The organism is Pseudomonas gingeri (genome assembly GCF_013386115.1).
Taxonomy (GTDB): domain Bacteria; phylum Pseudomonadota; class Gammaproteobacteria; order Pseudomonadales; family Pseudomonadaceae; genus Aquipseudomonas; species Aquipseudomonas gingeri.
In genome coordinates this window covers 535,360-558,965 of sequence record NZ_JACAOR010000008.1, presented here as the reverse complement: position 1 = coordinate 558,965, position 23,606 = coordinate 535,360, and the positions used below count along the sequence as shown (strand labels likewise).

The following is a 23,606-nucleotide window of genomic DNA, read 5'->3' as shown; positions in this document are numbered from 1 at the left end:
CGCACCTTTTTTTTGCCCGGTCAAAAGGCAAACGACAGGCAAAAAAAAGGGCGACCGAAGTCGCCCAAAATGCCTTGCGTGCTCGCTCCCTGGAAAGACCTAGGTTTTTTTCCGCTTATGTGAGTCTTTCCAGATAAAAAAACCGAATCCTGCGAAGAACATCACCATGAGGCCCACTGTCAGCACTCCGGCGATTACCACGTTATCGAAAAACATGACTGGCCTCCTGCGCTTGCCCTGTTGCGATGGGGCTAAGTTACCCAAACGGGCACGGAGGAAAATTGACCGGGATCAATGCCGCCCGGAACCGGGCGCGGGGAAAGGACATTAACTGACGTGCATCAAGTTTCAGCGCCGATATCAGCGCTTTTTCGGCTTGTTCTTCGATTTTTTCCTGGCCTTGCCCAGGGGCATCGCCTGCTCGAACGCCTGGCGGACTTCATTCAGGCGCTTCTCGTTGAGGTCGTGGACACGTTTGGCCCGCTCGGTATTCAGGTCGATCAGCTTGTCGTCTTGGCTCATGATCACTACATCGCTATCCGTCGAATTCGGCCGAAGTCATCCACTTCGACCCGCGCAATGACTCAATAATGCGGGCAAGCGCCCGCGCTGACCAGTCGTGAAGCCGCCCGCTTGCCATTAAAGTGTGTCAGCAACGGCGATTTCCCCGCAGAATCGCCCCATCCGAATGGCTGCCAAGGATCGTTGACGTGACATTGCACAAGGACCTCCCACCGCTGATGGCCCTGCGCGCCTTTGAATCGGTGGCCCGTCACCTGAGCTTTATCAAGGCGGCCGAGGAACTGTCCGTCAGCCAGAGTGCGGTCAGCCATCAGATCCAGAAACTAGAGCAGTACCTCGACCAGCGCCTGTTCATCCGTCGCACCCGCGCCATCGACCTCAGCGAGGCCGGCCAGCGCTACTACCGGCAGATCCGCCCGGCGCTGGAGCAGATCGCCGAGGCCACGCGGCGACTGCGCTCCGCCACGCCGGGCCGGGTACTGCGAATCGGCCTGCTCGCCTCCTTCGCCACCCTCTGGCTCGCACCGCGCCTGGCTGACTTCATCGGCCGCCACCCGCATATCCAGGTGGAACTGGAGCCGTCCATCCAACTGGCCGATGTCGCCGGCGCCCAGGTTGACCTGGCGATTCGTTATGGCAAGGGCGGCTGGAGCAACGTCGATGCCCAGCGCCTGATGACCGAGCGCCTGACTCCGGTCTGCAGCCCGGCCTTCAAGGCCCGCTCGATCGAACGCGGCCCACTGCTGATGGCCCAGGCCCGACAACCCTTCGAGTGGATCGACTGGTCGCGGCACCAGCATATCGACTTGCAGCACTACCCCACGGTCATGCTCCATGACTACAACATCGTCGTCGAAGCCGCGGTAGCCGGCCAGGGCATCGCCATGGGTCGCCAACGCCTGATCGGGCGCAGGCTCAGGGACGGTTCGCTGGTTCCGGCCTTCGACACGCCGACCTTTGAAAGCGAGATCGGCTACTGGTTGATCAAGCCCAATGCCGCCCTTTCCCCGGACGCCGAGTGCTTCTGCGCCTGGCTGACGGAACAATGCACCCGGGCGGACACATGAGCCAATCAGATACGTCCGATTGAATCTATCCGTTTGTCGCCCCATGGCGCGCCGAGCATGCTGGCATCTTCTTCCAGGAGGTTTCAGCATGAACGATTCCCTGTTCGACCGTGTCAGCCAACTGGGCCTGAGCCTGCCGGTGCCCAGCCAGCCCATCGCCAACTACGTGAACCACGTGATCAGCAACAACCAGCTGTTCATCTCCGGGCAGATTCCGTTGCAGGAAGGCAAACCCGCCTATATCGGCCGACTCGGCGATACCCTCGGCGAGGAAGAAGGCGCCAGGGCCGCGGAACTGGCGGCCCTTGGCCTGCTGGCGCAATTGGGCCAGGCCATCGATGACGATCTGTCGAAACTGGTGCGCATCGTCCGTCTCGGCGTATTCGTGGCCGCCGCCCCCGACTTCCAGCGCCAGGGCGCGGTCGCCAATGGTGCCTCCAACCTGCTGGTCAATGCATTGGGGGAAAAAGGCCGCCACGCCCGCACGGCCGTCGGCGTCGCCAGCCTGCCCAGCGGCGTGGCCGTGGAGATCGATGCGATTTTCGAGCTGCGGCCATGAACAACGACACCTCAACCGAGCTGTCCGACGCAGAAATCGCCCGTCTGCGCGCCGCCACACCGGGCTGCGCGCGGGTGATCCATTTCAACCACGCAGGGGCGTCGCTGCCGAGCCAGGCCACGCTGGACGCCATGACCGGGCAGTTGCAGCTCGAAGCGAGTCTCGGCCCGATGGAGGCCGGCGTCCATGGCGCGCGCCTGGAAGAGCAGGCCCGACAGGCTGCGGCGCAACTGCTCAACGCCGACACCGACAGCATCGCGTTCGCCAGCAGTGGTTCCGCGGCCTGGAGCATGGCCTTCGCAGCGCTGGGGCCCTGGCGCGCCGGCGAACGGATTCTCGTCGGACGCCATGAATGGGCCGGCAACCTGGCCTGCATGGCCGAGGCAGTCAAGGCCGGAGCCAGTCTTGAAGTGATCCCCTGCGACGAAACCGGAGCGGTGTCGGTGTCGTCCCTGGAACAACTGATCGACGCCCGCGTACGCCTGATCGCCCTGACCTGGCTGCCGGCCAACGGCGGCCTGATCAACCCGGCCGCCGCCATCGGCGAGGTGGCACGGCGTCATGGCATTGCCTATTTCATCGATGCCGGCCAGGCCCTCGGACAGTTGCCCTGCGACGTCCAGGCATTGGGCTGCGACGTGCTCAAGGGCGCCGCGCGCAAATTCCTCCGTGGCCCGCGCGGCACGGCGCTGATGTATGTGCGTCGGGGTTTTCTCGAACAATTGGCGCCGCGCCAGCTCGACGTGCTGTCGGCGCCCTGGGACGGCAAGGCCTTCACCCTGCGCGACGATGCCCGGCGCTTCGAGACCAGCGAACGCTCGCTGGTGCTGATGGCCGGCCTGGCCAACGCCTTGAAAGAAGTGAATCAGCTCGGCATCGAACGCATCCGTCGCCGGATCCAGGCATCCAGCGACCGGCTGCGCCACGATCTGCGCGCAATTCCGGGCCTTGAGCTGCATGACCTCGGCCTGTCCGGGCAGCAGTCCGGGCTGATTGCCTTTACCTTGAAGGGTTGGGATGTGTTTGCCCTGAAGGAGAAACTGGCCGAACGGGCGATCAACCTGGGCGCCAACGGCACGGCCTATACGCCTCTGGACATGCAGGCCCGCGATCTGCCGGCCATTGCCCGGATTGCCGTGAGTCATCTCACCACCCGGGAGGAAATCGACCTGCTGTTGCAGGCCCTGGGTCAGTTGGCCAGTGAAGGGCCTCAGACCTCGACGTCGACCAGCAGGCCCTGACGCGGCTGTTCATCCATCAGCGCCACCACCGGCACGGTGTTGTCGGCGTTCAACTCGTCGCCCGGCACCGCCAGGTGGCGTTCGGGATCATCGTCGGCCTCGCGCCGACGCTGCTGCTGTTCCTGCTGGCGCCGCTGTTCTTCACGCAGCAGCCACGCGGCCTCTTCGGGGTCGCGTTTCTGCAGGTCGATGGTACTTTCGTTGGAGCTTTCCTGAACCGGCACCACGGGCGGGATATCCGGTCGTGGCCGGATCGGGTCCTGCTGGGAGGTCACCGGCAGGACGCTCAGGGGTAGCAGCGGTGGCAGCATGATTTTTCTCTCCTGTCGGCAGGCTGTCGGCTGTGGGATCCGCGACTTGAGCCGCCAGTCGCGAAAGTGTGACCCGGTTATCGCTCAAGGGTGCAATACGTCCCGACGAACGTCATCGTGGGCTACCGTTAGTCTTGTTCCGTATGGTTTCTCGACAGGAGTCCCGTCCTTTCAATCAAGAGAGCAAGAGCCTTTGGCCTGAAAGCGCCGATTCCGTTAAGATAGTCGGCTTTTTCAAGGCGGGAGTCAGGCAGCATGGCGCAGCAGTATCAACCGGGGCAACGCTGGATCAGTGACAGCGAAGCCGAGCTGGGTTTGGGCACCGTTCTGGCACAGGACGGCCGCTTGTTGACCGTGCTCTATCCGGCCACTGGCGACACTCGCCAGTACGCGCTAAGGAATGCGCCTCTCACCCGTGTGCGTTTCTCGCCCGGGGACACCATTACCCACTTCGAAGGCTGGAAGATGACCGTGCGCGAAGTCGACGATGTCGACGGACTGCTGGTCTACCATGGCCTCAACGCGCAGAACGAAGTCGTCACGCTGCCGGAAACCCAGCTGTCGAACTTCATCCAGTTCCGCCTGGCCAGCGACCGCCTGTTCGCCGGGCAGATCGACCCGCTGGCCTGGTTCTCCCTGCGCTACCACACCCTGGAACACACCAGCCGCCAGTTGCAGTCCTCGCTCTGGGGCCTGGGCGGTGTCCGCGCGCAACCCATCGCGCACCAGTTGCACATCGCCCGTGAAGTCGCCGACCGTATCGCGCCACGGGTCCTGCTGGCGGACGAAGTGGGCCTGGGCAAGACCATCGAGGCCGGCCTGGTGATCCATCGCCAACTGCTGTCCGGGCGCGCCAGCCGCGTCCTGATCCTGGTGCCGGAAAACCTCCAGCACCAGTGGCTGGTGGAAATGCGCCGGCGCTTCAACCTGCAGGTCGCGCTGTTCGATGCCGAACGCTTTATCGAAAGCGATGCCAGCAACCCGTTCGAAGACACCCAGCTGGCCCTGGTGGCCCTGGAATGGCTGGTCGAGGACGAGAAGGCCCAGGATGCGCTGTTCGCCGCCGGCTGGGATCTGCTGGTGGTCGACGAGGCGCACCACCTGGTCTGGCATGAAGATCAGGTCAGCCCGGAATACGCCTTGGTCGAGCAACTGGCCGAGACCATTCCCGGCGTCCTGCTGCTGACCGCCACCCCGGAACAACTGGGCCAGGACAGCCACTTCGCCCGTCTGCGCCTGCTCGACCCGAACCGCTTCCACGACCTGGCAGCCTTCCGCGCCGAAAGCGAAAACTATCGCCCGGTGGCCGAAGCAGTGCAGGAACTGCTGGACCAGGGCCGTCTCTCCCCGGCGGCGCACAAGACCATCCAGGGTTTCCTCGGCGACGAAGGCGAAGCCCTGCTCACCGCAGTCAACGACGGCGATACCGAAGCCAGCGCCCGCCTGGTCCGCGAACTGCTGGATCGCCATGGCACCGGCCGCGTGCTGTTCCGCAACACCCGCGCCGCGGTGCAGGGTTTCCCGGAGCGCAAGCTGCACGCCTACCCGCTGCCGAACCCGGACGAATACCTGGAACTGCCGCTGGGCGAACACGCCGAGCTGTACCCGGAAGTCAGCTTCCAGTCCCAGCCGGACGCCAGCGAGGAAGAACGCTGGTGGCGCTTCGACCCGCGCGTCGAGTGGCTGATCGACCAGCTGAAAATGCTCAAGCGCACCAAGGTGCTGGTGATCTGCGCCCACGCGGAAACCGCCATGGACCTGGAAGACGCCCTGCGCGTGCGTTCCGGCATTCCGGCGACGGTGTTCCACGAGGGCATGAACATCCTCGAGCGGGACCGTGCCGCGGCCTACTTCGCCGACGAGGAATTCGGCGCCCAGGTACTGATCTGCTCGGAAATCGGCAGTGAAGGCCGCAACTTCCAGTTCTCCCATCACCTGGTGCTGTTCGACCTGCCGTCGCACCCGGACCTGCTGGAACAGCGGATCGGTCGTCTCGACCGGATCGGCCAGAAACACGTGATCGAGTTGCACGTGCCGTACCTGGAGACCAGTCCGCAAGAGCGCCTGTTCCAGTGGTACCACGAAGCGCTGAACGCCTTCCTCAACACCTGCCCGACCGGCAACGCCCTGCAGCACCAGTTCGGCCCGCGCCTGCTGCCGCTGCTCGAAGGTGGCGACGATGGCGAGTGGCAAGCACTGGTGGACGAAGCCCGCACCGAGCGCGAGCGCCTGGAGGCCGAGCTGCATACCGGTCGCGACCGCCTGCTGGAACTCAACTCCGGCGGCGCCGGCGAAGGCGATGCGCTGGTCGAGGCGATCCATGAGCAGGACGATCAGTTCGCCCTGCCGATCTATATGGAAACCCTGTTCGACGCCTTTGGCATCGACAGCGAAGACCACTCGGAAAACGCCCTGATCCTCAAACCGAGCGAGAAGATGCTCGACGCCAGCTTCCCGCTGGGCGACGACGAAGGCGTGACCATCACCTACGACCGCAACCAGGCGCTGTCACGCGAGGACATGCAGTTCATCACCTGGGAGCACCCGATGGTGCAGGGCGGCATGGACCTGGTGCTGTCCGGTTCGATGGGCAACACCGCCGTGGCGCTGATCAAGAACAAGGCGCTGAAACCCGGCACCGTGTTGCTGGAACTGCTGTACGTCAGCGAAGTGGTCGCCCCGCGCTCGCTGCAACTGGGCCGCTACCTGCCGCCAGCCGCCCTGCGCTGCCTGCTGGACGCCAACGGCAACGACCTGTCGACCCGTGTCTCCTTCGAAACCCTGAACGACCAGCTGGAAAGCGTGCCACGGGCCAGCGCCAACAAGTTCATCCAGGCCCAGCGCGACAGCCTGACGCCGAAGATCAACGCCGGCGAAGCGAAGATCGCGCCACGCCACGCCGAGCGCGTGGCCGAAGCGCAACGGCGCCTGGCGGCGGATACCGATGAAGAACTGGCGCGCCTGACCGCGTTGCAGGCGGTCAACCCGACCGTGCGCGACAGCGAGCTGGTGGCGCTGCGTCAGCAACGGGAACAGGGCCTGGCGATGCTTGAAAAAGCCGCGCTGCGCCTGGAAGCGATCCGGGTGCTGGTGGCTGGCTGATCCACCGGGGCGCTCTCGCCAGCGCCTGCCCGCTCCTCCAGACCTGGTCTCCAATCTGTAGGAGCCGGCTTGCCGGCGATGAGGCCATCATGGGCAACGCAAGCCTTGAGGTCCCCAATCGCCGGCAAGCCGGTCCCTGCAAGGTTCAGAGTCAAACCGCCACAGGCGCCGTGCCCGGCTCATCCGCCGCCATTCCCTCGCGCATGCGCTGCGCATCCTTGCTGAAACACCGGGCTGCCTGGAACAGGAACAGCAGGGTCAGCAACAACGCCCCCGGTATCAGGTACATCGCGTCATGCAGGCCCACGGCTTTGAACGCCTCGGTCATCTGCTGCGCCCCCGCCGCCAGCATCGCCGCATGGGCGAAATGATCGGACAACAACCCGACCACCACCGGCCCCAGGCCACCACCGAGCAGATACAACCCCGCGAAATACACGGCCATCGCCGTCGCCCGCAGCCGCGGCTCGACCACGTCCTGGATCGCGGTATAGACGCAGGTATAGAAGTTATAGGCAAACAGCCAACCGACGCTGAATACCGCCACGAACACCCCGATCTCGATCCGCCCGGCATGCAGCGCCCAGGCGGTGGTCAAGGTCGAGACCACCAGGCTGCCGGCCGCGAACAGCAGGCGACCGTTGGCGACACGCTGGTGGATCTTGTCCGCCACCCAACCGCCCAGGGTCAGCCCGAACAGCCCGGTCACACCGACGATCAGACCGGTGGCCACCGCCGCCTCCTGCAACGGCATCAGGAAGTAACGTTGCAGCATCGGCACCAGGAACGAGTTGCAGGCATAGGTGGCGAAGTTGAAGGTCAACCCGGCCAGGACCAGCCAGAGAAAGGTCGGGATCGCCATCAGGCGCCGCACCGGACGCTCGATCCGTTCCTGGGAGACCTTCACGGTTTCCGCCGCGCCGCGTTTCGGTTCCTTGATGAAGAACATGAACACGGCCAGGAGCAGCCCCGGCACCGCCGCGATAAAGAATGGCGCCCGCCAGCTGTCGAAGGCCTTGACCATCGCTCCGATGGTGAAGAAGGCCAGCAGCAGCCCCAGTGGCAGGCCGAGCATGAAGATCCCCATCGCCCTGGCGCGTCGATGCGCCGGGAACAGGTCGCCGATCAGCGAGTTGGCCGCCGGCGCATAGCTGGCTTCACCGATACCGACGCCCATGCGCACCAGCAGGAAAGTCCAGAAGCTGCCCACCAGGCCATTGACTGCCGTCAGCCCGCTCCACACCGCCAGGCCCCAGCCCATCAGCTTGCTGCGCGACCCGTTGTCGGCCATGCGCCCCAGGGGCAGGCCGGCGATGGCATAGACGATGGTGAAGGCGGTACCGATGATGCCGATCTGGAAATCGCTCAGGTGCCATTCCATGCGGATCGGCTCGATGATGATCGCCGGAATGGTCCGATCGAAGAAATTGAACAGGTTGGCGAGGAACAGCAGGAACAGAATGCGCCAGGCATTCGCCGCTTGGGTCGAGTTCTGCATGGGTCCGTCTCTTTATTGTTATAAGGGCTTCAATGCCAGGCCCGGAGCCCTCAATCTAGTCAGCGCGACCGGGTCTGTCTGCCACCATTCGCGGCGCTGATACCGGGCAATGGAGGCCCTGCCCCGGGCGCTGAAAAATACTTGTAATCCCCCCTTACAAAGCCGTGGCCGAAGCCTAGAATGGCGATGGATTCCCCCCTTCCCTCCTTCCTCCGTTGACCTCCCATGCCTGATGCTAATCCGTGTCTGAATTGCGGTGCCTGCTGTGCCTATTTTCGCGTGTCGTTCTACTGGGGTGAGTGTGTCTCGGGCGGCGGGCTGGTGCCCGACGAACTGGTCACCCAGATCAGCCCGAGCCGCGTCGCCATGCTCGGCACCGAAGCGCGCAACCCGCGCTGCACGGCACTCAGGGGCGAAGTCGGAGAAGAGGTCAGTTGCTCGATCTATCACGAGCGCTCCAGCCCCTGCCGTGAGTTCGAAGCCGCCTGGGTCGACAACGAGCCCAACGAGCGCTGCGATGCCGCCCGGGCCGCCTTCGGCCTGGCCCCGCTGGAGCCGGAACAGAAAGCCGCCTTAGTACCAATCGCTATCTAGGCCATTCCCAAATCATTGGGAGCACTCTGCCATTAGCGCTTGCAGCCATGAGTGACACTCTATACTCCAATGCGTTGGCCGATGCTTGAGGCGTCGGCTGTCCAATGCGTCGGTACAGGGCATGCTATGGAATGGCAGGGTTTGCATTTTGTTAACGGACTTCCCGATAGTGGGCACCTGCTCCTCAATTGCAGCCACAATCCATTGCTGGTCATGCTGGCCTACCTGGTCGCCTGTGCAGCCAGCTTTGCCACGCTGGACATGGCCGAGCGCGTCGGTCATGTAGAGAAACCGGCACAACAGCGGCTCTGGCGCTGGATCGGCACCTGCTGCCTGGCAGGCGGCATCTGGACCATGCACTTCATCAGCATGCTGGCGTTCCAGGCGCCCATCGAAGTGCGCTACGACCTGCCCACCACCCTCGCCTCGCTGTTGATTGCCCTGTTCGCGTCATTCCTCGCCATGCACACCCTCGGCCGCGCCGAACTGCGTGCCTCGCAGACACTGCGGGCGGCCGTGTTCATGGGACTGGGCATCGCCGCCATGCATTACGTCGGCATGTCGGCCATGCGCTCGAGCGCGGTGCAGTATTACCAGCCGGCCCTGGTCGGCCTGTCGGTGGCGATCGCCATCGGTGCCAGCCTCGCGGCGCTGCTGCTGGCCCGGCATTTCACCAACGGCAGCGGCATGTGGCATCAACTGCTCAAGTACACCGCCAGCCTGGTCATGGGCGCCGGTATCGTCAGCATGCATTTCACCGGCATGTGGTCATTGCACCTGATGCTGCCCGCAGGCAGCGCCCCGCCCGCCGCCGTGGAGAACAACCACCTGCAACTGGGCATGACCATCGCCGTGATCGCCTTGCTGATCATCGGCAGCAGCATCAGCGCGGCCCTGGCGGACAAGAAACTGCAGAACAAGGAGCACGACCTGCGCCGGGTCAATGCCCTGCTCAGCCAACTGGACCAGGCCCGCATGTCGCTGGCCCAGGTGGCCCACTACGACGCCCTGACCAACCTGATCAACCGTCGCGGTTTCAACCAGATCTTCGCCGAGAAGCTGATCGAGCGCAGCAGCAACGGCGGCATGCTGGCGGTGATGTTCCTCGATATCGACCATTTCAAGCGCATCAACGACAGCCTCGGCCATGATGCCGGCGACGAACTGCTCAAGGTCATCGCCGGGCATATCAAGGCCGCCACCCGCAGCCATGACGACGTGGTCGCCCGCTTTGGCGGCGACGAATTCTGCATCCTGATCAGCCTGCACAACCGCGACGAAGCGCGGCACATGGCCCAGCGCATCATGCAGAAGATGAAAGAGCCCATCGAACTGGCCGGACGGCGCATGGTGATGACCACCAGCATCGGCATCAGCGTCTTCCCCGAAGACGGCAAGTCCTGCGAAGAACTGCTGAAGAACGCCGACCTGGCGCTGTACCAGTCCAAGGGTGCGGGGCGCAACAGCCTGCACTTCTTCAGTTCCAACCTGAAAACCCGCGCCACCCTGGAGTTGCAACTGGAGGAGGAACTGCGCCACGCCCTGCGCGAAGGCAACGAACTGCAGCTGTTCTACCAACCCATTTATGAAGTGAAGACCGGCCAGGTCGCCAAGCTCGAAGCCCTGGTACGCTGGCAACACCCCCAGCACGGCCTGCTGTCGCCGGATCGCTTCATCGGGATCGCCGAAGCCAACGGCTTGATCGCCGAGCTGGATAACTGGGTATTGCGCAAGGCCTGTCAGGACCTGGCCAGACTCTCCGAGCAGGGTTGCGGCGAACTGAAAATTGCCGTGAACTGCTCGGCGCTGAACCTGGCCCGCGAAGAACTTGCCGATGAGATCGAAAGCGCGCTGCGGGCCGCCGGCGTTCCACCTGATCGACTGGAACTGGAAGTCACCGAAAACGCCCTGATGGGCAATATCGCCAACACCCTGCAACTGCTGCGACAGATCCGCACCCTCGGCGTGTCGTTGTCCATCGACGACTTCGGCACCGGCTACTCGTCCCTGGCCTACCTCAAGCGCCTGCCACTCAATACCCTGAAGATCGACCGTTCATTCATCCTCGACATTCCCAAGTCGACCCAGGACATGGAGATCGTCCAGGCAATCATCGTCATGGCTCACACCCTGCACCTGCAGGTGGTCACCGAGGGCGTCGAGACGCCCCAGCAATACGACTTCCTGGCCCAGTACAACTGCGACTACGTCCAGGGCTACCTGCTCAGCCGGCCGGTGCGTCTGGAAGACCTGCAACCGGTCCTCAAGCAGCTCAACCAGCGCCGCCAGCACACCCCGGCGCCGCTCACTCCGGTGACAACGGCCCGCGACACCGATGTGCCGACGTCACGGGACCTTTTTGCCGACCCTCCCGGCGCCCATGCCGGCGTATCAAGCGTGCGACCTATTCGTTGAGTAGCGCTCGTTGACCAGCGTTCATTGATCGGCACTCGTTGAACGGTAGTGCCCGGTCGATATCCGCTCACCGGCGTGCGCGGTCAGGCAGGCCGTGACCGGCTGCGTCAGGGGAAGGTAGTACAAAATTCACAAAAAGTTCCCCGTCAATTAAAGAACGCCAATTATTGGCCGATTCAACGGTATTCAAGCAAGGATCGCCCCTAGGTGAGCCTAGGGTAAAACCCTATCGCTCAAGCCAATATCGCGCGGTAAAGTCGCGATCTCTCACTCCGTGATGGCGCGTTGATATCTCCTCGACCGCCTAACCAGACCAGGTATATGGCGCACAATGACCTCTAAAAACAACCCGGCGAACCCAGTATCCGATCTGATGTTGCCAACCGTCGCGGAAAAACCCTACAAGGCCTATTCCCCACCGCGTCCACTGGCGACGCAGCAGTACCTTTATTTCACTGAAACCAATACGGATCGTATTCTCGATAACCTCGACGGCCTGCGCGACATGGTCTTCCCGCGCTCGCCCCATCCGGAAGGTGAAAACGAAGCGCGCCGCGAGCAGGAATTCCCTTCGGTCTGCCTGATCGGCCTGGGCCGCTGCGGTTCGAACATTGCGCTGGACGTCGCCGAACTGGTGTACAACGCGCGCAAGTTCTACCTCAACGAGTTCAATAACGACGACAAATCCACCGACAAGGGCTATCGCCCCGCGCAGTGGATCCGCAACAACCTGCGCCTGGTGCAGAACAAGTCAGCCAAGCCGGTGTTCCTGGTGGAACCGCTGGTGATGCTCGGCGACCTGGACAAGGACATCGCCGGACGCATCCGCTTCTCCCGCAAGGGCGAGAAAAGCGGTTTTATCCGCGACTACAGCAAAATGAAGATCATGGACCTTTCGGAAGTCCATGCCGGCGGTGCCGGTAACGCGCCGATCCTCGGCCAGTACCTGGCCAAGATCATCCTGAACAAGGACACCCAGCGTTTTTCCAGCCCCGACTGGAAGATGATCCACTCGTACCTGATCGACTCCTGCGGCATCAAGGCCAACCAGTCGCGCCTGTACTTCTCGATCTTCAGTGCCGGCGGCGGTACCGGTTCGGGCATGGCCTCGGAGTTCGGCCTGGCCCAGCAGTATTCGTACATGAACAAGACGTTCGATACCAAGCCGATGGACGAGCACGACAGCAAGAGCGGCCACTCCTTCGTCTTCGAGCCGATCTTCACCAGCGGCATCTGCGTGCTGCCGAACATCTCCGACCATCGCAGCGAAATGTCCGAGGCCCTGCATATCAACGCCGGTCGCCTGCTCTGCAAGTACCTGTCCGAAGAATGGGACTTCTCGTACAACTTCGACAATGAAGACAGCAGCGAAGCCAGCGTCATGGGCCGTATCCGCCCGTGGAACGCGATGATGCTGATCTCCAACGACATCATGCGTTACGCCGAAGAGAACGATGATGGCAATATCCAGAACATTGATGTCAATGCCATGGAGAAGCACGCCAACCAGTACATCTCCCAGCAGATCTTCAATATCCTCACGGCCCAGGCCGTGACCACCGACTACGACCAGAACTATTTCCGGCGTGCCGGCATCGACATCGGCGAGACCATCCGCCTGGATGCCAACGACCTGTTCATGAGCCTGGCCGGTCCGGTGGCGATTGCCTACGCCGAGTCCGTGGTACCGGAACAGCCGGCGCCCACCAGCGATAAATTCAAAGTGTTCGAGAAAGAACCGCAGCGTCTGAACATCGACGACCTGTTCTTCCGCTCCATCGACCTGCCGCACTTCAACAAGGTCACCCAGGCGATCGAAGGCATCAGCCTGCTGCCGATCGAGTCCAAGCGCTACCGTGCGGCCCTGGAACAGTACAAGGCCTCGGGTTATGACGCGGCGGCCCTGCATGACCTGCACTTCTTCAAGAACTGCTCGTCGGTGGTGTCGATCGTTTCGCTGCCCAAGGACTACAAACTGTCCTACATGGACCTGAACCGGCTCAAGACCCATCTCAACAGCCTGTTCCCCAACACCACGCTCAAGCGCTACGCGCTGGTGATCGGTGCCTCGGCCAACCTGTCGCTGACCACCCTGATCGCCAAGAGCCCGTGCCTGTCGGATGACTTCCTGACCCTGATCGTGGCCTTCATCAAGCGCTGCTTCGCCCGCAACCCGTACCGTTTCGACGATACGCTGGACAACTCGATGCTGGACTTCATCACCCGCGACGAGTTCGACGAAGGGCATATCGACGAGTTGCTCAACGAGTTCGAGAACCCGGCGAAGATCCTCGATACCAACTGGTATGCGATCAAGCCGATGTACGAGAAGAAGTATCGCGAGCTGATCAACGACAAGGACAAGTTCGTCTCGATCAACGATATCCGCCTGTCCCGCGATTGCGTGAAAAAGGCCATCAAGTACCTGCGCGAGATCTACCGCCATCGCATCGGCAAGACCCGGGTCATTTCGCTGAACAACCACACGGGTAAAACCGAGTACTAGCCAGGAGCCTGTGGATTTTCTCCACGGGCAAACTGCCATTACTGTTCGGCGCGGTTACTGGCCTACACACTCGTAGGCCATAAACGCACAAGGCATATGCACTATTACAGTGCGATAAATTATTTTTCTGCCCTTTCCTGGATCATCACCCAGGGCGACACCACCACCGCCCACAGGTCCGGGTCACGCTCGAAAAGATCCTGCGCCCGCGTTTCAGACACCTTGGCAAGCTCCCCGGCAGCCAGCCAGCCCGCCACTTTGTCGGCCTGGTTCTCGGCCATGGCCTCGGCCGCCGCGATCAAATCCAGCGACGGTTCGACCCACAATAGGGCACCCCGGGCAAAGAACGGTTGCAGCTCTTCCCAGCGAATAGATGCAGTTTCTCCAAGCAGCTTGGCATAGAGGGTGCTAGGTTCTTGAATCATGGGTTTCTACCTGAGAAAAAATCGGCGCAATCATAACGTCGCGACTCAGGCAGAAAAACCCGGATGCAAATGGTTGGGGTGAAAGAGGAACCAGGGAGCCAGGGATTGCCGTGAAGGTCAGCAACATCCAGATAACAATCTGCATGGCAATCCGCCGCTATTCTGTCTTTTTCTTTCATTTAAGCGACATCCTCCGATTTTGCCCTTGGCTGCCCGCTATTCAAGCGATTGACGGGCGCTCTAAACTGTATCGGTACAGTTGCCGGGGAAAATCGGGGTTCTCAAACCCGGTTCTGCTGCCTTGGCGTCAGGACTATAAAAATTACAACAGCAAGAGTGGAGCACTAATGACTAAGCAGATTTCCAAACTGTTCGCCGCTATGGTTCTGGCCGGTATCGCCAGCCATTCTTTCGCTGCAGACACCATCAAGATCGGCATCGCCGGCCCGAAGACCGGCCCGGTGACCCAGTACGGTGACATGCAGTTCACGGGCGCGAAACAGGCCATCAAGGACATCAACGCCAAGGGCGGCGTGGATGGCAAAAAACTCGAAGCCGTTGAATACGACGATGCCTGCGATCCGAAACAAGCCGTGGCCGTAGCCAACAAAGTGGTCAACGACGGCGTCAAGTTCGTGGTCGGTCACCTCTGCTCCAGCTCCACCCAGCCGGCTTCGGACATCTACGAAGACGAAGGCGTGATCATGATCACCCCGGCCGCCACCAGCCCGGACATCACCAATCGCGGCTACAAGCTGGTCTTCCGTACCATCGGCCTGGACAGCGCCCAGGGCCCTGCCGCCGGTAACTACATCGCCGACCACGTCAAGCCGAAAGTGGTTGCCGTGCTGCACGACAAGCAGCAATACGGTGAAGGCATCGCCACCGCGGTCAAGCAGACCCTCGAGAAGAAAGGCGTGAAAGTTGCGGTCTTCGAAGGCCTGAACGCCGGCGACAAGGACTTCTCCTCGATCATCCAGAAACTCAAGCAAGCCAACGTCGACTTCGTCTACTACGGCGGCTACCACCCTGAGCTGGGCCTGATCCTGCGCCAGTCCAAGGAAAAGGGCCTGAACGCCAAGTTCATGGGTCCGGAAGGCGTCGGCAACGACTCCATCTCGCAGATCGCCCAGGACGCTTCCGAAGGCCTGCTGGTGACCCTGCCGAAATCCTTCGATGCGGATCCGCAGAACAAGGCCATCGCTGACGCCATCAAGGCCGACGGCAAGGACCCGAGCGGTCCGTTCGTGTTCCCGGCCTACTCCGCTGTCGAGCTGATCGCCGGTGGCATCACCGCGGCCAAGAGCGAAGACACCGCCAAGGTGGCAGCCGCCATCCACGCCGGTACCTTCAAGACCCCGACCGGCGACCTGAGCTTCGACGCCAAGGGCGACCTGAAGGACTTCAAGTTCGTGGTCTACCAGTGGCACTTCGGCAAACCGAAAACCGAAGTTTCCCCTCAGTAAGTCAGGCCTGACAGGTCAAGAAGCCCACTGTGCGAACAGTGGGCTTTATTTTACGAGGTTTATGGGCCCGACACCCGCGATCCGGGAGCTGGCTCACCTGAAAATCTTAAAACCGTCACCAGCGGTTCGCTGGCAAACGCTCGTGCCAACGTGGCCACAGACCACGGCACCGGGCCGGAACATGACTCCACCAGTGAAATGCGTATCGGGTTTTTAGGAGCGCTGTAATGCCTGAGATCTATCACTTCTTCCAACAGCTGGTTAATGGCCTGACCATTGGCAGCACCTATGCCTTGATAGCCATTGGCTACACAATGGTTTACGGCATTATTGGAATGATCAACTTCGCCCATGGCGAGGTGTACATGATTGGTTCCTACGTGGCCTTCATCGTCCTTGCCGGGCTGGCCATGCTGGGCATCCACTCACTGCCGCTGTTGATGACCGCCGCGTTCATCGCGACGATCGTCGTGACCAGTGCCTATGGCTACAGTATCGAGCGCGTTGCCTACCGCCCCCTGCGTGGCAGCAACCGTCTTATCCCGCTGATTTCCGCCATCGGCATGTCGATTTTCCTGCAGAACACCGTATTGCTGTCCCAGGACTCCAAGGACAAGTCCATCCCCAACCTGATCCCGGGGAGTTTCTCCTTTGGTCCGGGCGGCGCAGAGGAAGTGCTGATTTCCTACATGCAGGTCCTGGTATTCGTCGTGACCCTGGTGGCCATGACCGGACTGACCCTGTTCATCTCCCGTTCACGCCTGGGCCGCGCCTGCCGCGCCTGCGCCGAAGACATCAAGATGGCCAACCTGCTGGGCATCAATACCAACAACATCATCGCCCTGACCTTCGTCATCGGCGCCGCCCTCGCGGCAGTCGCCGCCGTGCTGCTGAGCATGCAATACGGCGTGATCAACCCCAACGCTGGCTTCCTGGTGGGCCTCAAGGCCTTCACCGCGGCAGTCCTGGGCGGCATCGGCAGCATTCCGGGCGCCATGCTCGGCGGGCTGGTGCTGGGGGTGGCCGAGGCCTTTGGCGCCGACGTGTTCGGCGACCAGTACAAGGACGTGGTGGCGTTCGGTCTTTTGGTTCTGGTGCTGTTGTTCCGGCCGACCGGCATTCTGGGCCGTCCGGAGGTTGAGAAAGTATGAACAGATATCTCAAATCGGCGTTCTTCAGCGCCTTGCTGGTATGGGCCGTGGCCTTTCCGGTACTCGGCCTCAAGCTGAGCATCGTCGGGATCAATCTCGAAGTGCATGGCACCGGTCCCGTGACCTTGACCATCATCGCCCTCTGCTCGGTGCTGATGTTCCTGCGCGTGCTGTTCAGCGAACAGTTCAGTGCAATGTTCAAGTCGTCCCGGGGCCCGCTGGTCTCGCCCAAGGTCGGCCAGTTCCTGACCCTGCCGCGTACCCAGCGCTGGATCATCATCGGCCTGATCGTGGCCGCCCTGATCTGGCCGTTCTTCGGCTCGCGCGGCGCGGTCGACATCGCCACCCTGATCCTGATCTACGTGCTGCTGGGCCTGGGCCTGAACATCGTGGTCGGCCTGGCCGGCCTGCTCGACCTGGGTTACGTGGGTTTCTACGCCGTTGGCGCCTACAGCTACGCGCTGCTGTCGCACTACTTCGGCTGGAGCTTCTGGATCTGCCTGCCGATCGCCGGCCTGATGTCCGCCACCTTCGGCTTCCTGCTGGGTTTCCCGGTGCTGCGCCTGCGTGGCGACTACCTGGCCATCGTGACCCTGGGCTTCGGCGAAATCATCCGGCTGTTCCTGCGTAACCTCACCGACCTCACCGGCGGTCCCAACGGCATCAGCAACATTCCCAAGCCGACCTTCTTCGGCCTGTCGTTCGACCGCACCGCCGCCGAAGGCATGCGGACTTTCCACGAGTTCTTCGGGATGGACTACAACCCGGTGAGCAAGGTGGTGTTCCTGTACCTGGTGGCCCTGGTGCTGGCCTTGCTCGCGCTGTTCGTGATCAACCGCCTGCTGCGCATGCCGATCGGCCGTGCCTGGGAAGCGTTGCGTGAAGACGAGATCGCCTGCCGGGCCCTGGGCCTGAATCCGACCGTGATCAAGCTGTCGGCCTTCACCCTCGGCGCCGCGTTCGCCGGTTTCGCCGGCAGCTTCTTCGCCGCGCGCCAGGGGCTGGTGACGCCGGAGTCCTTCACCTTCATCGAGTCGGCGATCATCCTCGCCATCGTCGTGCTCGGTGGCATGGGCTCGCAACTGGGCGTGATCCTGGCGGCCATCGTGATGATCCTGCTGCCGGAAATGATGCGTGAGTTCAGTGAATACCGCATGTTGATGTTCGGCGCCCTGATGGTGCTGATGATGATCTGGCGTCCACAAGGTCTGCTGCCCATGCAACGTCCACACATGGAGCTGCGCAAATGAGCCGCGAGATCCTGAAAGTAGAAAACCTGAGCATGCGCTTCGGCGGCCTGTTGGCGGTCAACGGCGTGGCCCTGACCGTCCAGGAAAAACAGGTGGTGGCACTGATCGGCCCGAACGGCGCCGGCAAGACCACGGTGTTCAACTGCCTGACCGGTTTCTACAAGCCGAGCGCCGGCAGCATCCTGCTCGACGGCCAGCCGATCCAGGGCCTGGCCGGCCACGAGATCGCCCGCAAGGGCGTGGTGCGGACCTTCCAGAACGTGCGTCTGTTCAAGGACATGACCGCGGTCGAGAACCTGTTGATCGCCCAGCACCGTCACCTCAACACCAACTTCCTGGCCGGTCTGTTCAAGACCCCGGCGTTCCGCAAGAGCGAGCGCGAAGCCATGGAATACGCCGCGTACTGGCTGGACAAGGTCAACCTGACCGAGTTCGCCAACCGCCCGGCCGGCACCCTGGCCTACGGTCAGCAACGCCGCCTGGAAATCGCCCGCTGCATGATGACCCGCCCGCGGATCCTGATGCTCGACGAGCCCGCGGCAGGCCTCAACCCACGGGAAACCGACGACCTCAAGGCGCTGATCAGCGTGCTGCGCGAGGAACACAACGTCACGGTCCTGCTGATCGAACACGACATGAAACTGGTCATGAGCATTTCCGACCATATCGTCGTGATCAACCAGGGCACGCCGTTGGCCGACGGCACGCCACAACAGATCCGCGACAATCCTGAAGTGATCAAAGCCTACCTGGGGGAAGCGTAAATGCTGCAATTCGAAAACGTTTCCACCTTCTACGGCAAGATCCAGGCCCTGCACAGCGTCAATGTGGAGGTTCGCCAGGGGGAGATCGTCACCCTGATCGGTGCCAACGGCGCGGGCAAGTCGACCCTGCTGATGACCCTCTGTGGCTCGCCAAGGGCCCACAGCGGCAGCATCCGCTACATGGGCGAAGAGCTGGTGGGACAGGAATCCTCGCAGATCATGCGCAAGAGCATCGCGGTGGTGCCGGAAGGCCGTCGCGTGTTCTCGCGCCTGACCGTGGAGGAAAACCTCGCCATGGGCGGTTTCTTCACCGACAAGGGCGACTACCAGGCGCAGATGGACAAGGTCCTGGAGCTGTTCCCACGGCTCAAGGAACGCTTCAGCCAGCGCGGCGGCACCATGTCCGGCGGCGAACAGCAGATGCTCGCCATCGGCCGGGCGCTGATGAGCAAGCCCAAGCTGTTGCTGCTCGACGAGCCTTCGCTGGGCCTGGCACCGATCATCATCCAGCAGATCTTCGATATCATCGAACAACTGCGCAAGGACGGTGTAACGGTGTTCCTGGTGGAGCAGAACGCCAACCAGGCGCTGAAAATCGCCGACCGCGCCTATGTGCTGGAAAACGGCCGGGTGGTGATGGAAGGCAGCGGCAACGACCTGCTGACCGATCCCAAGGTACGCGAAGCCTACCTGGGTGGTTGATCCGCCCCGTAACAGGCAGGCCCTGATACACCGCTCCAAGGACAGGCCCCGATCATTCGGGGCTTTTCTTTGCCCGCGCAAACGCCGGGAGAGCGGATCTTTATACTCCGCCGAAAAATAATCGATTATTTTTGCAGCATGCTGTAACAAACCCCGCCCTCGCCGCTCAAGTAAGGCAGGAACGCAATGAAACCCATCCAACCACTGCTTCCATCATTGATAACCATCGGAGATCGACCATGAGCACCACTTCCCGCACCCTGTCCGCCGCCACCCTCGCCCTGGCCCTCGGTTCCGCACTGAGCATGGCTGCCTTGCCGATGACCGCGCATGCCGACGACGCCGCCAAAATGGAAAAATGCTACGGCGTGGCCCTCAAGGGCCAGAACGATTGCGCCGCGGGCGCCGGCACCAGCTGCGCCGGCACGTCGGCCAAGGACTACCAGGCCAACGCCTGGAAACTCGTCCCCGCCGGTACCTGCGAAACCATCAAGACCCCGAACGGCATGGGCAGCCTGAAACAGGGCCCAGCGGCCTGATTCTCCTACCAGCCTGAGCGCCGAAGATGTCCACGCTACTGCAATCCACTGCCCATCATCCCGCTCAGGCCATTGGCGCCGGGCTCCCAGCCCGCTGCGGGCTGGGGCTCAAGGCCGAACACTTCCAGGTGGTCCTGGAAACCCGCCCCGACCTCGGTTTCTTCGAGGTCCACGCCGAAAACTACATGGTCGCCGGCGGACCGTTTCACCATTACCTGGGCCTGATCCGCGAACAGTATCCGCTGTCGCTGCATGGCGTCGGCCTGTCCATCGGCACCGAAGGCCCACTGGACAAGCAACACCTCGAGCGCCTGGCGCTGCTGATCGAGCGCTACCAGCCCCAGTCCTTTTCCGAACACCTGGCCTGGTCGACCCACGGCCCGGTGTTTCTCAACGACCTGCTGCCACTGGCCTATGACCAGGCCACCCTGCGGCGGGTCTGCGAACATGTCGACCAGGTCCAAAGCACCTTGAAACGCCCGATGTTGCTGGAGAACCCGGCCACCTACCTGCAGTTCGAGCGCTCGACCCTGGACGAGGCGGACTTCATCAGCGAAATCATCCGCCGTACCGGTTGCGGGCTGTTGCTGGACGTGAACAACGTCTATGTCTCCAGCATCAACCACCAGCGCGACGCGTGGGCCTATATCGAAGCGCTGCCCTTGCACGCGGTGGGAGAAATCCACCTGGCCGGATTTGCCGAGGACGCCGACAACCTCGGCGACCGGCTGCTGATCGACGATCATGGCGCGCCCATCGACCAGGCGGTCTGGGCCCTCTATCAACAGGTGCTGGCGAAGATCGGCGCGAAGCCGACCCTGATCGAACGCGACAACCAGCTGCCGGCCTTTGCCGTGCTCCTTGGCGAAGCCGCGCAGGCCCAATCGCTGCTGGATCGAGCCGAGGTGCGCCGATGAGCGACCAGGCCCGCTTCAGCGCCGCGCTGCTCGACCCGCAACTGCCCTGCCCACCCGGCCTGTGCAGCGTCAACGGGGCCGATCCGGCCAGTCGTTTCGCGGTGTACCGCAACAATGTCCAGGGCTCGCTGATCAATGCCCTGGCGGACAGCTACCCGGTGGTCATGAAACTGGTCGGCGAGGCGTTCTTCCGTGCCATGGCCGGCCTCTACCTCCGGCAATGCCCGCCTCGCAGCCCGATCCTCAACCATTACGGCCAGGACTTCGGCGACTTTATCCAGGACTTCGCCCCGGCGGCGAGCGTGCCTTACCTGGCCGATGTCGCCCGCCTGGAGCGCTTGCGGATCAACGCCTATCACGCCGCCGATGCGACGCCGGTCAGCCCGGAACACATCGGCCACTACCTTGCCGACCCGGAGTCCCTGGTCACGTTGCGCATGCACCTGCACCCCGCTCTCGCCGTGCTGGATTCAGCCCATGCCGTAGTGTCGTTATGGCAGACCCACCAGGGCGAGCACCGCCTGGATCAGGTCGACCCGACACAGGGCGAAGCAGCGCTGGTCTTGCGCCAGCACTGGCAAGTCGAAGTATTCAGGATCGACAGCGGCACCCTGGCGTTTATCCAGAGCCTGCAAAACGACGCGCCGCTGGGCGAGGCCATCGTCCGCGCCGCAGAAGCCAGTGCCGGGTTCGACCCCAGCCAGGCGCTCGCCCTGCTGATTCGCCACAGCGCCATCATCCACCTGCAATCAGAAGAAAAGGCCCGACCATGAACACTCGCACTGAATCGCAGAATCCCGTCGCGCGCCTGATCGGGCGGATCATCCAGCTGTTCGAGATGATCCCCTACAGCCTGATTGCCTTTGTCGCCCGTTTCTCCATTGCCGCCGTGTTCTGGAAGTCGGGACAGACCAAGGTCCAGGGTTTTGCCATCGACCTGGTCTCAGGCACTTTTGACCTGGGCGTGCCGCGCCTCGCCAACTCGACCATTCCGCTGTTCGCCAGTGAATACAAGGTGCCGCTGCTGTCACCGGAAATCGCCGCCCATCTGTCCGCGTTCGGCGAACACTTTTTCCCGGTGCTGATCCTGCTGGGTTTCGCCACGCGCTTCTCGGCGCTGGCGCTGTTCGGCATGACCCTGACCATCCAGTTGTTCGTCTACCCGGACGCCTACCCGACCCACGGCACCTGGATGGCCATCCTGTTGCTGCTGATGGCCAAGGGACCGGGAGTGTTCTCCATCGATCAGCTGATTGCCAGACGCTACCGCTGATCGATTGCACCCTCCTCGACGTGACGCGGTCCTTGCCGGCGATAGCGTCTACAGACGTCGCATGGCTCAAGGACCTCTTCGCTGGCAAGCCAGCTCCTACAGGGTCGGGGCCAGCTTGATCCTTTGCGGTGATACACCGATCTGTAGGAGCCGGCTTGCTGGCGATAGCGTCTGGGCAGACGCCGCAGGGCTCAAGGGCCTCTTCGCTGGCAAGCCAGCTCCTACAGGGTCGGGGGCAGCTTGATCCTTTGCGGTGATACACCGATCTGTAGGAGCCGGCTTGCTGGCGATAGCGTCTGGGCAGACGCCGCAGGGCTCAAGGGCCTCATCGCTGGCAAGCCAGCTCCTACCAGGTTTGTGCTGTTTCAGGATTGATACCTACAACCGATCCAGGGCCTCGCCGCTGCGCTTGAACCAGCCGATCAGGTAGTCGGCCAATACCTGGGTACGCCGCGGCAAGCCGCCCTGGTAAGGGTGCACCAGGTACAACGGCATATCACGGGTGCGGTAGTCCCGCAGCAACCAGCGCAGGCGGCCGTCCGCCAGCTCCGCGGGGAGGACATAGGACGGCAGGCGGGCTATGCCGGCGCCCACCAGTGCGGCCTTTTTCAACAGGCTGTAGTGATTGCTGGCAAAGGGGCCGGCGACCCGTACCCGCAGCAATTCATGTTCACGGTGGTACTGCCACTCCTCGCGGCCGCTGTAGTGGCTGTTGAGCAGGCAACGGTGGCTGGCCAATTCCTGGGGTGTGCGCGGCTCGCCGTGGCGCTCCAGATAGGCGGGGCTGGCGCAGGTCAGTTCGGTCATGACCAGCAACGGCCGGGCCACCAGGCGCTCGTCGCTGCCGACCTCGGTACGGATCGCCAGATCGAAGCCTTCACGGGCCAGGTCGCGGAAACCGTTATTCAGGTCCAGTTCGATCTGGACGTCGGGATAGTCCCGGGAAAACTCCAGCAACAGTCCGTCGAAGAAGGTCTCCCCGAGGGACACCGGGACCGTCATGCGGACGGGACCGGCGATATCGTCCTTGAGCCGGGCCAGGGCCTGGTGCGCCCGCTCCACTTGCATCACCAGCGCCTGGGCCTGGGGCAGCAAGGCCGCACCAGCGGCGGTCAGGCTCAGGCGTCGCGTGGTGCGGTGCAGCAGCACCACGGAGAATTGCGCCTCCAGTTGGCTGATGCGCTTGGACAACTGCCCCTTGCTGCAACCCAGTTGCTGGGCAGCCAGGGTAAAGCTGCCCGCCTCGACCAGCACGGCAAACGCCGCCAGATCATCCATTTCACTCACGGATTGTTTCCAAAAGA

The 23,606-nt window shown here is 62.5% G+C and carries 22 protein-coding genes; 16 read left to right on the top strand and 6 right to left on the bottom strand.

The annotated features are described in order from the left end of the window. Window positions 1–99 precede the first annotated feature (99 nt). Entirely contained in the window at window positions 100–216 is a 117-nt protein-coding gene (gene ccoM, locus HX881_RS33005) for a cytochrome c oxidase subunit CcoM (protein ID WP_281367709.1), read from the bottom strand. Window positions 217–360: 144 nt separating this feature from the next. Further along, window positions 361–522, bottom strand: coding sequence for a hypothetical protein (locus HX881_RS18430; RefSeq protein ID WP_085983799.1), 162 nt, complete (start codon window positions 520–522; stop codon window positions 361–363). A gap of 188 nt (window positions 523–710) precedes the next feature. Here HX881_RS18430 and HX881_RS18425 point away from each other — a divergent pair, with 188 nt between their 5' ends. The 3 genes from HX881_RS18425 (at window position 711) to HX881_RS18415 (ending at window position 3,389) form a co-directional block, all read left to right on the top strand. Continuing rightward, on the top strand, window positions 711–1,589 hold the full coding sequence (locus HX881_RS18425; protein ID WP_177085848.1) for a LysR substrate-binding domain-containing protein: 879 nt from the start codon (window positions 711–713) through the stop codon (window positions 1,587–1,589). An 88-nt stretch (window positions 1,590–1,677) separates the two neighbouring features. Next, window positions 1,678–2,148, top strand: a complete 471-nt coding sequence (locus HX881_RS18420) for a RidA family protein (RefSeq protein ID WP_017127678.1) — start codon at window positions 1,678–1,680, stop codon at window positions 2,146–2,148. Then, window positions 2,145–3,389, top strand: coding sequence for an aminotransferase class V-fold PLP-dependent enzyme (locus HX881_RS18415; RefSeq protein ID WP_177085846.1), 1,245 nt, complete (start codon window positions 2,145–2,147; stop codon window positions 3,387–3,389). The genes HX881_RS18420 and HX881_RS18415 overlap by 4 nt, the downstream gene beginning before the upstream one ends. Here HX881_RS18415 and HX881_RS18410 read toward each other — a convergent pair. Beyond that, complete coding sequence (locus HX881_RS18410) at window positions 3,359–3,700, bottom strand: hypothetical protein (protein ID WP_017127676.1); 342 nt, start codon at window positions 3,698–3,700, stop codon at window positions 3,359–3,361. The genes HX881_RS18415 and HX881_RS18410 overlap by 31 nt on opposite strands. Before the next feature lie 255 nt (window positions 3,701–3,955). On the opposite strand from HX881_RS18410, the gene rapA reads away from it, so the two are divergent. Next, entirely contained in the window at window positions 3,956–6,802 is a 2,847-nt protein-coding gene (gene rapA / locus HX881_RS18405) for an RNA polymerase-associated protein RapA (RefSeq protein ID WP_177085844.1), read from the top strand. Between the two features lie 151 nt (window positions 6,803–6,953). On the opposite strand, the gene HX881_RS18400 is transcribed toward rapA, so the two are convergent. Continuing rightward, window positions 6,954–8,300, bottom strand: coding sequence for a spinster family MFS transporter (locus HX881_RS18400; RefSeq protein WP_017127674.1), 1,347 nt, complete (start codon window positions 8,298–8,300; stop codon window positions 6,954–6,956). A 225-nt stretch (window positions 8,301–8,525) separates the two neighbouring features. Here HX881_RS18400 and HX881_RS18395 point away from each other — a divergent pair, with 225 nt between their 5' ends. The 3 genes from HX881_RS18395 (at window position 8,526) to HX881_RS18385 (ending at window position 13,815) form a co-directional block, all read left to right on the top strand. Next, window positions 8,526–8,894: a YkgJ family cysteine cluster protein gene (locus HX881_RS18395; protein WP_042936054.1), complete on the top strand. Its 369-nt coding sequence runs from the start codon at window positions 8,526–8,528 to the stop codon at window positions 8,892–8,894. A 126-nt stretch (window positions 8,895–9,020) separates the two neighbouring features. After that, a complete protein-coding gene (locus tag HX881_RS18390) occupies window positions 9,021–11,309 on the top strand; it encodes a putative bifunctional diguanylate cyclase/phosphodiesterase (RefSeq protein WP_177085842.1) in 2,289 nt (762 codons plus the stop codon). A 331-nt stretch (window positions 11,310–11,640) separates the two neighbouring features. Next, window positions 11,641–13,815, top strand: coding sequence for a hypothetical protein (locus HX881_RS18385; RefSeq protein WP_017127671.1), 2,175 nt, complete (start codon window positions 11,641–11,643; stop codon window positions 13,813–13,815). Between the two features lie 119 nt (window positions 13,816–13,934). On the opposite strand, the gene HX881_RS18380 is transcribed toward HX881_RS18385, so the two are convergent. Next, complete coding sequence (locus HX881_RS18380) at window positions 13,935–14,240, bottom strand: DUF2288 domain-containing protein (protein ID WP_017127670.1); 306 nt, start codon at window positions 14,238–14,240, stop codon at window positions 13,935–13,937. 347 nt (window positions 14,241–14,587) lie between these two features. On the opposite strand from HX881_RS18380, the gene HX881_RS18375 reads away from it, so the two are divergent. From HX881_RS18375 to HX881_RS18335, 9 genes are all read left to right on the top strand, one after another. After that, window positions 14,588–15,706, top strand: a complete 1,119-nt coding sequence (locus HX881_RS18375) for a branched-chain amino acid ABC transporter substrate-binding protein (protein WP_017127669.1) — start codon at window positions 14,588–14,590, stop codon at window positions 15,704–15,706. A gap of 227 nt (window positions 15,707–15,933) precedes the next feature. Next, complete coding sequence (gene livH, locus HX881_RS18370) at window positions 15,934–16,857, top strand: high-affinity branched-chain amino acid ABC transporter permease LivH (RefSeq protein WP_017127668.1); 924 nt, start codon at window positions 15,934–15,936, stop codon at window positions 16,855–16,857. Beyond that, the gene (locus HX881_RS18365) at window positions 16,854–18,107 is read left to right on the top strand and encodes a high-affinity branched-chain amino acid ABC transporter permease LivM (RefSeq protein WP_017127667.1); all 1,254 of its coding nucleotides are present in this window, start codon (window positions 16,854–16,856) and stop codon (window positions 18,105–18,107) included. Before livH ends, HX881_RS18365 begins: the two co-directional genes overlap by 4 nt. Next, window positions 18,104–18,871, top strand: coding sequence for a high-affinity branched-chain amino acid ABC transporter ATP-binding protein LivG (gene livG, locus HX881_RS18360; protein WP_017127666.1), 768 nt, complete (start codon window positions 18,104–18,106; stop codon window positions 18,869–18,871). The genes HX881_RS18365 and livG overlap by 4 nt, the downstream gene beginning before the upstream one ends. After that, window positions 18,872–19,573 carry an ABC transporter ATP-binding protein gene (locus HX881_RS18355; RefSeq protein WP_017127665.1) on the top strand — a complete coding sequence of 234 codons (702 nt, stop codon included), beginning with the start codon at window positions 18,872–18,874 and terminating at the stop codon, window positions 19,571–19,573. 239 nt (window positions 19,574–19,812) lie between these two features. Next, window positions 19,813–20,112, top strand: a complete 300-nt coding sequence (locus HX881_RS18350) for a BufA1 family periplasmic bufferin-type metallophore (RefSeq protein ID WP_017127664.1) — start codon at window positions 19,813–19,815, stop codon at window positions 20,110–20,112. Window positions 20,113–20,138: 26 nt separating this feature from the next. Then, a complete protein-coding gene (gene bufB / locus HX881_RS18345; RefSeq protein ID WP_177085840.1) occupies window positions 20,139–21,029 on the top strand; it encodes an MNIO family bufferin maturase in 891 nt (296 codons plus the stop codon). Next, complete coding sequence (locus HX881_RS18340; protein WP_177085838.1) at window positions 21,026–21,802, top strand: HvfC/BufC N-terminal domain-containing protein; 777 nt, start codon at window positions 21,026–21,028, stop codon at window positions 21,800–21,802. The genes bufB and HX881_RS18340 overlap by 4 nt, the downstream gene beginning before the upstream one ends. Beyond that, the gene (locus HX881_RS18335; RefSeq protein ID WP_017127661.1) at window positions 21,799–22,302 is read left to right on the top strand and encodes a DoxX family protein; all 504 of its coding nucleotides are present in this window, start codon (window positions 21,799–21,801) and stop codon (window positions 22,300–22,302) included. Before HX881_RS18340 ends, HX881_RS18335 begins: the two co-directional genes overlap by 4 nt. A gap of 378 nt (window positions 22,303–22,680) precedes the next feature. Here HX881_RS18335 and HX881_RS18330 read toward each other — a convergent pair whose 3' ends face one another. Further along, window positions 22,681–23,589, bottom strand: a complete 909-nt coding sequence (locus HX881_RS18330) for a LysR family transcriptional regulator (RefSeq protein ID WP_042936050.1) — start codon at window positions 23,587–23,589, stop codon at window positions 22,681–22,683. Between the last annotated feature and the right edge of the window lie 17 nt (window positions 23,590–23,606).